Here is a 9,214-nt window from a genome sequence, read left to right on the forward strand (position 1 = left end):
CTCCATTAAAAGGTGTGTTCAAGTCGGGCGAATCCCTAGTTGATGGTGTTCTCCATCGTTCGCTAAACTCCCATTTAAGAATGATCGAACAGCTTATTGAATTTATTCGCGGATTAGCATTATCATATGGGTGGTTCTAAGACTTCCTTAGTGCTTGACTTCACGTGAAAATTCACAGCCTGATTCTCATTATAATTTCCGCTATAAAATCTAGACTACAGCGGCTCTCCAATACCGGACAAAAATCCTTGGTTGGATAGTCTCCGACACCAGACCTTTATTTAGTACTTTGACACTAAAGTACCATTAGGCTATACTTACCCTAAAGCTAAAGTTAGGGGATTGTTGGTACAACGAATATACCACGGCAATTATGAAAGGAATTGGTATTCCAATGAGCAAATTAGAAGAAAGAGAAGCAGTAACTAAAAGAAAAAGAATTACAAAAACAACAGTGACTGATGATAACACTGAGAAGACAGAACAAACGGATAAATTGATACAGCGATCTTACTATTTGACAGATAAATTGCAAAAGGCAATCACGATTAAAACTGCCGAAGGTGATCTTGACAAAAGCGGCGTTGTAAGGGAAGCGTTGAAGCTGTACTTAGCTGATATATTAGAAAAAATATAAATGGAGGGTAAGCATATGGGCACACAAAAAGACAAGGCCTGGGATTACGCCTTAGGGATTATTAAGGTTGATGGATTAGAGCCTTCACCGGAATTTTTGGAACTTGTAGAAAAAGAAAAGCGGGGTGAAATCACAACCAACGATATCATCAAAACCTTGAATGAGAGATACAAAATGAAAAAGGATAGGAATGGAGATGATGCGTGATCCATACCTTTATCCGAATACCGAGGTTTTGAAAAATAGATTTAGCGATTCTGCTGAGTGCAAAGCTTACTATCCTTGCTGGATCCAGTGTGCTGAATACACGATTATCAGACATTAATCATGGATATTAATATAGTAAAAGATTCAAACAGATTGAAACCTGAGCTGCAAGGCTTAATGTGTATGTTAAGGTAATAAAAGGGTGGCATTATGACCTTCGAAGAACTGCTTGAAAAGTATCAAGCAGTGTTGCGCGAAAACGACAGACTAAAACAAGAAATAGAAACCTTGAATACAAAGCTCGGTGTTTCAGAACACCGGGCTATTCCTTGTGGAAACACTGACAATGTTTTCATAGATAGCTTATTTCCAACATCTAATACATTTTTGGAATGCTCCAATCGAGTGTCAGAAGACAAAACTTTGCGACCGAACGTAAACAGCTCGTCAGACCCCAAGGACAAAGTTGAGTTATTTATGTCACTCTTTAGAGGCCGGGATGATGTTTATGCTAAACGGTGGGAAAACAAAAAGAAGGGGACAAATGGATATTCGCCATTCTGTTCGAATGAATGGAAATCTGAGTTGTGCAAAAAACCACAGGTCAAATGTGCTGCTTGCTCCAATAAGGCTTATGCTCTTTTGGATGAAAAAGTTATTGACGATCATTTGCGAGGGCGTGACAATTTAGTAGTGGGAATATATCCTCTTTGCCTTGATGAAACTTGCCACTTTTTAGCGATTGACTTTGATGATGGAGAGTGGCAGAAGGATATTTCACAGTTTAGAGACGTGTGTTCGGAATTTGATCTTCCGGTAGCTATTGAACGCTCGCGGTCAGGAAATGGAGCTCATGCCTGGATTTTCTTTGAAGGCCCTATAGCCGCTACGTTAGCAAGAAAACTGGGAAGCGCTCTACTTACCTACGCCATGAACAAAAGGCATGAAATTACATTTAAATCCTATGACCGGTTTTTTCCTAATCAGGATACAATGCCAAGGGGTGGTTTAGGGAATTTGATTGCTTTGCCCTTGCAAAAAGCAGCAAGGGGTAAAAATAACAGCGTTTTTATTGATGCTAATTTTGAACCGTTTAAGGATCAATGGGGATTTATGGTCACTATTCAAAGACTCTCTGAAGATGACGTTATAATGCTTATATCAAAACTTTGCAATGGAAACGAACTTGGAATCTTGAAAAGGGATGATCAAGAAGAACCACAAAAGCCTTGGGAAACAAACAGCAGCGTCAAACTTTCAGCGGATGATTTTTCTCAAACAGTAAAAATTATCAAAGCAAATATGTTATTTATCTTGAAAACAGGCATTTCTCATAGAGCCTTAAATCATTTAAAACGGTTGGCGGCTTTCAATAATCCTGAATTTTATAAGGCCCAGGCCATGCGAATGCCAATCTTTAAAAATAAAATACCTAGAATAATATCATGTTCTGATGAAACAGAAGAATATCTATGTCTGCCAAGAGGGTGTGAAGCTGATTTAAAGGCCTTTTTTGAAGAACTAAAGATCGAACCTGAATTTATGGATAAAACCAATCACGGCAGAAGCATCGATATAGAATTTAACGGCAGCTTGAGGGACGAACAACCACAGGCACTTGATAAATTGCTCAAGCATGATAACGGAGTTCTCTCAGGCACAACCGCTTTTGGGAAAACCGTGGTTGCCATAAAGCTGATCGCTGAGAGAAAAGTTAATACGCTTATTATTGTTGATAAAGTAAATTTAGTTACCCAGTGGAAAAAAAGATTAACGGAATTCCTGACGATAAATGAAGTCTTGCCCGACGGAATTGAAGACAAGAAGCAAGGAAGGAAAAAGGCGCATAGCGCTATAGGCCAATTAGGAGCAGGAAAGGATAGTTTAAGTGGAATAATAGATATAGCTGTCATGCAATCATTGAATAAAATGGGAGAAGTGAAGGATTGTGTGAAAAACTATGGCATGATTATTGTAGATGAATGTCATCATATATCAGCTGTTAGCTTTGAGAAGATACTTAAAAGTTCTAATGCAAAATATGTTTACGGATTAACGGCAACACCTATACGAAAAGATGGGCATCATCCGATCATATTTATGCAATGTGGTTCCATACGATTCAAAGACAATGCAAAAAAACAGGCAGAACAAAGACCCTTTGAGCATTATGCAATTCCAAGGTTTACGTCGCTTAGAGTCTCTCTAGATAAGAATGAAAAGGATGTATCGATTCAAGAGCTGTACTCCGAAATTGTGGTTAATGAATTAAGGAATCAACTGATCACAGATGATATCATTCGAAGCTTTGAAAGTGGCAGAAACTGTCTGGTTTTAACTGAGAGAACAGCGCATGTCGAATTACTTGCCAAAAAGCTCAGTGAGAGAATTCCTGAAGTGATCTCTTTAACGGGTGGGATGGGAGTAAAACGAACTAGAGAGATAATGACACAACTATCGGAGAAATCCGCTGACAAGCCGTTAACCATAGTTGCTACTGGAAAGTATATTGGGGAGGGCTTTGACGAACCGCGCCTTGATACTTTATTTTTGGTGATGCCAATATCCTGGAAAGGCACCTTGCAACAATATGCAGGAAGGCTTCACAGACTCTTTGCAAATAAAAAGGAGGTACAAATCTATGATTATGTAGACATTCATGTAAGGATGCTTGAACGAATGTACCATAAACGGCTTAACGGGTATGCTACTATCGGGTATAAAGCAAAAGGCGAAAGTAGCGCGCCGGAATCGATTGATGTGATTTTTGACAAGAGCAATTTCTTATCGGTTTATACTAATGATATTATTAATGCCGCAAGAGAAATTCTGATAGTAAGCCCTTTTGTAACCAAGAGACGTACTTTACAAATGATGCAGCACCTGAAGATTGCTTTAGAAAATAAGGTGAAAGTCATCGTGATAACTCGGCCCATTGAAGATTTCAAAGACAAGGATACGAGTGCTTTGCAGGGGACCTTGGACTTATTGAAAGTTACTGGAGTCAGTTTGGTTTTTAAATCTAATATACACCAAAAATATGCCGTCATTGACCAACGAATCGTATGGTATGGGAGTATCAATCTTTTGAGTTTTGGTACTGCTGAAGAAAGTATCATGCGACTAGATAGCCCAAGCATTGCAAATGAATTAATATTGAGCATGGATAAATAACAATGTATAACATTTAGTGGTTAGAACCAGAAATATTGGAGAGAGAAATGTCAAAGAAAAAACGCAAAAGCGGCCATTACTGCAAGATTTGTTCTGAATATAAATCGAATGAGAGCTTTTCGGGTAAGGGACATGCAAATCATATATGTAGAAGATGCAGTAAAAAGTCTCCAACTGAGCAAGCTGCAGAGGTTGACTATTCCAATGGCACAATACAGAATACGAGTGGAACGCATGTTTATCTGCCAGAAAAGGTAGAAGCGCTTTATTGGGGTTTTCAGGAATTTTTTGCTCTAGCTTATTTTGAAGAGGAAGAATGGGAAGAAGATATGGACCCACAGACAGGTATTGATGACTTACCATTCTGACTATCCGATAACCACCACTGACAACCTCGCGCTTTTACCTTGAAATTGAATACAAAAAGGTGCAGGCTGAGATTCAGAGGGTCATTGATTATCTACAGAAAGAGGGAAAAATTTTTTAGTTAAAAGGACTTTGTGGAAAAATTTGCAAAGGGGTTATTAACGATTATAATTAATAGTGAAAGTCTAGGAAGGGGTGATTCGGAAATGCCTGTAGTTTCAGAGTTTTACGGAATAAAGATTTTGATGTATTGGAATGACCATATGCCTTCACATTTCCATGCCCAATATGGTGATCATAAGATAATTGTGGATATAGTCAATGGTTCGGTAATAAAGGGGATATTCCCATCAAAACAGCTAAGACTAGTACTTGCTTGGTGTGAGATTCACAAAGAAGAATTAATGAGAAATTGGGAAGCAGCAAAAGAACATCAAGACATCCAAAAGATTAATCCTCTTATCTAAAAAGGAGATGTTATTATGTTCCGTAGAGTTGTACAGGTGTTACCGACTAACGATTTTAGGGTATATGTCTATTTTGAAGACGGAAAGATAAAACTATTTGATGCATCTAATTTAATTACTAAGGGAGTGTTTCAGAGACTCCAGGATATAAGCGTTTTTATAGATACTTGTACAGTTTTGAACCATACATTGGCCTGGGACCTTGGGGGGAAATTTGACCCAAGTGAATGCTTGGATCTTGATCCGGAAGAACTTTATAATTCATGTCCCGATGTAATGGAACCCAAATTAGACAATTCAATACAGACAGTAAAAGGTTGACAAGGTTTTTGTCAGCTTTTCTTTTTAGCATCCCGCTTTATCTATAGAGATTTATGATGTTCATAGATAAGAGCGGCCCTTGGGCCGCAAAATCAACAGCCATCGGCAGACGAGGCATTTGCCCCTCTGGCGGGCTTTAATACAAGGGTGGATCATACAAATCGGTTGTTGTTGAGTCCGTCATTTTTATATCTTTTTTTCCGATCAATTCGCCGCCGGTGGTGACAAACATGTTTTTAGAAATAATCAGTTCCATAGCGGCCTCAGTTTCCGCGGCAGTCAGGTCTGCCCGTGGTGCCGGCAGCGTAAGGGTAAATGTGCTCCCCAATGTTGTAACAAAGGTCAGCCGAAGGGTCTTCTGCTGCGTATTTGCCATACCAATCCCCCCTCTCCTTTATGATCGATTGAACAGGGATTCTATTCCTCTGTCAGATCAAAGCGGTTATTTCGGGATACGGATACCAATGGGTATTCCAGCAAATCGAATAATGTGGTTGCTACTTCGTAAAGATCCTCATCGGACACGTCCATCTTCAGCCCGGAAAAGCTTTTTTGCCGGAATATCGGGGAACCGTCGGCAGTCATACCGATCTGATAACGGACAACCATCTCGGTTTCCACCCCTGACGAAATGATAGGCATTCATAATCCTCCCTTGTTCTGGATTTTTACTGGCCAAGCCTTGGTTTGTCCTTTTTATCTTATGCACCTTGTCCGGAGGGGTTACCCTTGTCCAGGGTATTTATGACAAAATAAGGGCAAAACCGTAAAGTGCCTATGCGCTTTACGGTTTTGCCATCTTTTTGTCACCCTTTCCTGGACAGGGACATATAGTACAGTGTGGAGGGTCGTAGAGGTCATTGGTGGTTGTATCAACGATTTTGATATCCCGTTTGAAGCAGAAACCCGGTGTGGTGAGCCGGGTTTCTGCTTTTAAGTGACCTTTTATCTGCGGGCATCTTTTAGATCATATTTATTCTGTTTATTTTGCAGGCTTATGTAAGAAAATGTAGAATATAAAGCATGAATAGTACTGGATTAGTTCATAAAGGTATCTTCTCATATGAAATAGATTCTCATTAAGGATGGTGCTAGATGAAGCAATTACTTCTAGAAAACTGCATCGACATGGATACTGTCCTGTTCGATTCGGACAATTCGCCGTATACCATAAATATGTTATTGGCCTTACTCAAAGCTCAAGGAACGACTAAAAATGTCAAGAAAAGAATGACCCAATATTTTGGTAAAAAATTTAAAGCTGAGGATAGAGAGAAAGTCATCACCTATATGAAGGGTGTAGCACATAGCATTCTTGGAACAGGTGAAGATGCTGTTAAAGAATTGGAAGAGCAGACTGGAGCAATGCTCATACAGCTAAAAATTCAAGTGGACAATGCTGAAGACTCAGGTGATTTCGAGGATGTAGCACAACAATTACCCAACATAGGAACTATCGTGGGGATCTATACCAAGCTTGGTGGCTACTATCAGACGTGTGCAGACTTTTTGGAACAGGCTGTGAGAATTCAGAATGGACTAGGGGAGCATAAAACTGCGCAGTTAACTCAGAAGGCTTTAGATAGCTATCTAAAAAAAGCTGGAATTTAAAAGGTTCCTTAGTCCGATTTCTTGTGTGGTCAAAGCGGTTATTCCGGGTCACGGATACCAACGGGTTAGGGTATTATGACAAAATAAGGGCAAGACCGTAAAGTGCCTATGCGCTCTAGGGTCTTGCCCTTATTTTGTCACCAGTGAGGGCTTGAACACATAGGCTATGAGTAAGGTTGTTCAAATCCATCTTCTCTTATGGGAGCTTTTCCTCAGGAAAAGCTTATGAATAAGCAGAGGAGCTCGAAAATCATGGCGAAGGGAATAACCGAGCGGACGCCGCAGATTATCGCGGCCGAAATTAACAGTATTAAAGATCAGACCGGCAGAATGCTGCTTTACAGCTCCGTCGAGATCGGACGGCGCCTGAAGGAGGCCAAATCCATGGTCAATCATGGAGAATGGGGAAAGTGGCTGGAGAACTCGGTGAGTTACTCCCAAAGCACGGCCAATAAACTCATGCGCCTGTTTGAAGAGTATGAGGCCAAGCTCACCGCCGGACAGGACAGTTCAAATTCGGAATCGATTCCGAATTTGAGCTACACCCAGGCGATTATCCTCTGGGGAGTTCCCGAGGAGGAACGGGAGTCCTTTATGACTGAGAATGATGTGGCGAGTATGTCGACCCGGGATCTTAAGCAGGCAGTCCAGGAAAGGGACCAGGCCCTTAACGAAAAAGCGGAGCTTCAAAATACTCTGACCGCCAACCAGGGTGCAGTCACGGAAATAACCTCTGAGCGGGATGAGTTGAGAAAACAGGCCTCAGGTCTCCAAGCGGCCATCCACACGAAAGAGTTAACCATCAAGACGTTACAGGGGAAAATGGACTCAGCCAAGGAGGGCGAGGCTTCAGCTGGAAAAATCGCCGCCCTGGAAAAGGATATCAAAGTCGCCCGGATCAAGCTGTCGGCCAACAAAGTCAGCTTTCTCTACAACAATATAACCAATGAATTCGAAGAGCTGCTGAAGGAACTGACTAAGCTGCCTCCGGCGGACCCGGAAGCTCATGAAAAGTATAAGAGTGAGGTAAGCGGGCTGATCGGGAAAATAGCGGGGAGACTGTAAGGCAGCGGGCCCAGGTGCAGGCGGGTTTGCGATAGTTGAAGGGACTGCTGCAAAACGAAGAAAGTTCAGAACAGCAGCCCCTTGTTTTCAAAAAGACATCAATCCCTTCTCGGCCGCGATCATTCATGGGACTTCCGCTTATTAACAAGTTCAGAGGTATGTATTATTAGTTCTTCAGGTGTGGGAATCTTACCTTCTCGCGAAATGTTGTCCCAAAACGATTTCGCCCTTGGATCAGCACTGCGTAATCCGTTCATCATAGCGATCTTCATTTGCATTTTTACATATTCGACGGTAACGCCGTCACGTCTTGCGATTTCCTTGATGGCGTTTTCCACTATCAGCTTCTTTTTATTCAACCTGCCGCCTCCACAAGTGCATTTTAGCATATATTAACACTTTAAACGGCATAATTCAATATAAAGAACCTCTTAAAACATGAATATTACCACTGTTAAAAGTATAGAATTATATCTAATGACAGTGAGGTGAGAATATTGGGTGTTGAGTTTATCAGAAAGCGCATCACGGATTTACGCCTAAAAAAGGGCGTTTCGGAATATAAAATGAGCCTTGACTTGGGGCACAGCAGAAGCTATATACAGAACATTATCGCGGGGCGCTCCTTGCCATCCATTGAAGAATTTCTGTATATCTGTGAGTATCTGAATGTCACGCCGAAAGCCTTTTTCGATGACAGTGAGGCAGAACCGATTCTGATTCAAAAAGCTCTTGACGGTATGCACGGTCTGCCCGACAAAGACCTTCTGATGTTAATCGGCCTGATAGACCGTTTCAAGGAAGGCAAAAGCGTATAAATCCGTAAGATATTTAGAGAGGCTGCACAGCCTCTTATTTTAATGCCAGGAGGAAGCAGGTATGATGGATTCGTCATTAAAGTTCAACAGATTATCTATACAACTGAGGAAAAAATAGCCGGCAATCGCATGCTTATTTTTCGCTGTCAGAGCGAAGTGGATGGTATCATGAAAGTGTTTGAGTTGAAGTATGATCTGCAGACATATAGGTGGATACTGTGGAAAATGTAGGAGAGGAGAGCTTCACCAGGCTCTCCTCTTTTAGAAAGGATGTGTTTACTATGGCCGTCACCACAATACATATTATGCATGATTGTCCAATAAGGTTACAAATTCGTCTTATGGAGCTTTTCTTCGATTAGTTGTCTCACTGCAGCATCTCCCTTAGCTTCTACAAATACTTAGATCGTGCGGGTTCGACGATAAAAAAGCAGCCGAATAAGGCTGCTCAATTATTGTTTTCTATAATTATTGTTACTGAATCTCAAGTTGATCCTTTAAAGCTTTTTGAAGAACCTGTGAGAAATTTACGTTATTCTCTTCAGCAA

General features: G+C 41.0%; 12 protein-coding genes. 9 read left to right on the forward strand and 3 right to left on the reverse strand.

The annotated features are described in order from the left end of the window. Positions 1-394 precede the first annotated feature (394 nt). The 6 genes from M8E35_RS25520 to M8E35_RS25545 all read left to right on the forward strand — a co-directional run bounded on the left by M8E35_RS25520 (position 395) and on the right by M8E35_RS25545 (position 5,172). Positions 395-637: a hypothetical protein gene (locus M8E35_RS25520; protein WP_252473783.1), complete on the forward strand. Its 243-nt coding sequence runs from the start codon at positions 395-397 to the stop codon at positions 635-637. 15 nt (positions 638-652) lie between these two features. Beyond that, positions 653-844 (forward strand): antitoxin VbhA family protein, encoded by a 192-nt coding sequence (locus M8E35_RS25525; RefSeq protein WP_252473784.1) that lies wholly within the window; start codon positions 653-655, stop codon positions 842-844. A gap of 210 nt (positions 845-1,054) precedes the next feature. Continuing rightward, positions 1,055-4,018: a TOTE conflict system archaeo-eukaryotic primase domain-containing protein gene (locus tag M8E35_RS25530; RefSeq protein WP_252473785.1), complete on the forward strand. Its 2,964-nt coding sequence runs from the start codon at positions 1,055-1,057 to the stop codon at positions 4,016-4,018. A 47-nt stretch (positions 4,019-4,065) separates the two neighbouring features. Next, the gene (locus M8E35_RS25535) at positions 4,066-4,386 is read left to right on the forward strand and encodes a hypothetical protein (protein ID WP_252473786.1); all 321 of its coding nucleotides are present in this window, start codon (positions 4,066-4,068) and stop codon (positions 4,384-4,386) included. A 132-nt stretch (positions 4,387-4,518) separates the two neighbouring features. Beyond that, positions 4,519-4,851 (forward strand): DUF4160 domain-containing protein, encoded by a 333-nt coding sequence (locus M8E35_RS25540; protein ID WP_373887486.1) that lies wholly within the window; start codon positions 4,519-4,521, stop codon positions 4,849-4,851. 15 nt (positions 4,852-4,866) lie between these two features. Continuing rightward, on the forward strand, positions 4,867-5,172 hold the full coding sequence (locus M8E35_RS25545) for a DUF2442 domain-containing protein (RefSeq protein ID WP_252473787.1): 306 nt from the start codon (positions 4,867-4,869) through the stop codon (positions 5,170-5,172). 136 nt (positions 5,173-5,308) lie between these two features. On the opposite strand, the gene M8E35_RS25550 is transcribed toward M8E35_RS25545, so the two are convergent. Both M8E35_RS25550 and M8E35_RS25555 read right to left on the reverse strand, forming a co-directional pair. After that, positions 5,309-5,548, reverse strand: a complete 240-nt coding sequence (locus tag M8E35_RS25550) for a DUF2922 domain-containing protein (RefSeq protein ID WP_252473788.1) — start codon at positions 5,546-5,548, stop codon at positions 5,309-5,311. 41 nt (positions 5,549-5,589) lie between these two features. Continuing rightward, positions 5,590-5,814 carry a DUF1659 domain-containing protein gene (locus tag M8E35_RS25555; RefSeq protein WP_252473789.1) on the reverse strand — a complete coding sequence of 75 codons (225 nt, stop codon included), beginning with the start codon at positions 5,812-5,814 and terminating at the stop codon, positions 5,590-5,592. A gap of 453 nt (positions 5,815-6,267) precedes the next feature. On the opposite strand from M8E35_RS25555, the gene M8E35_RS25560 reads away from it, so the two are divergent. Then, positions 6,268-6,783, forward strand: coding sequence for a hypothetical protein (locus tag M8E35_RS25560; protein ID WP_252473790.1), 516 nt, complete (start codon positions 6,268-6,270; stop codon positions 6,781-6,783). Between the two features lie 252 nt (positions 6,784-7,035). Continuing rightward, positions 7,036-7,848: a DUF3102 domain-containing protein gene (locus tag M8E35_RS25565; protein ID WP_252473791.1), complete on the forward strand. Its 813-nt coding sequence runs from the start codon at positions 7,036-7,038 to the stop codon at positions 7,846-7,848. A gap of 119 nt (positions 7,849-7,967) precedes the next feature. Here the strand turns inward: M8E35_RS25565 and M8E35_RS25570 are convergent, their stop codons facing one another. Then, the gene (locus tag M8E35_RS25570) at positions 7,968-8,207 is read right to left on the reverse strand and encodes a hypothetical protein (protein WP_252473792.1); all 240 of its coding nucleotides are present in this window, start codon (positions 8,205-8,207) and stop codon (positions 7,968-7,970) included. Between the two features lie 129 nt (positions 8,208-8,336). On the opposite strand from M8E35_RS25570, the gene M8E35_RS25575 reads away from it, so the two are divergent. Continuing rightward, positions 8,337-8,666, forward strand: coding sequence for a helix-turn-helix domain-containing protein (locus M8E35_RS25575; RefSeq protein WP_373887487.1), 330 nt, complete (start codon positions 8,337-8,339; stop codon positions 8,664-8,666). Positions 8,667-9,214: the final 548 nt, after the last annotated feature.

The organism is Desulfosporosinus nitroreducens (assembly GCF_023897015.1).
GTDB classification, from domain to species: domain Bacteria; phylum Bacillota; class Desulfitobacteriia; order Desulfitobacteriales; family Desulfitobacteriaceae; genus Desulfosporosinus; species Desulfosporosinus nitroreducens.